Origin of the sequence: Halomonas llamarensis, from assembly GCF_023555005.1 — a bacterium.
Lineage (GTDB): Bacteria > Pseudomonadota > Gammaproteobacteria > Pseudomonadales > Halomonadaceae > Vreelandella > Vreelandella llamarensis.
Genome location: NZ_JAMJPJ010000130.1, coordinates 1 through 291 on the forward strand (window position 1 = coordinate 1; position 291 = coordinate 291).

1 protein-coding gene is annotated in these 291 nt (G+C 64.9%); it reads left to right on the top strand.

Annotated features, from left to right (window positions below):
• Positions 1-233: hypothetical protein (locus M8006_RS18555; protein WP_250084596.1), on the top strand; the 233-nt coding region annotated here is incomplete at its 5' end.
• Between the last annotated feature and the right edge of the window lie 58 nt (positions 234-291).

Genomic DNA, 291 nt, shown 5'->3' on the forward strand with positions numbered 1-291 from the left:
TCGAGATCGCCCAACCCACCGCCAATGAATACCTGCGCTTCCTGGCAGCCGCCGACTACGTCGCCGTTATTCGCGCGGGCGGGCCTGGCGTGCTGACCCGTTACCGCCTGGTCTCCAGCCGCTGGACTGGCCCGCGTGCCCCGATGATCCAGCGCACCAAGCAACTCTTTGATCCCAACACCGGCGAAGTGGTGTACAGCCGCGTGACCAAAACCGAAGGGGGTGAGCCATGAGCCGCTCGATGACCAGCGGTGTGATCCGCCGCACCCGCACCGTCGACATTTCCAACTG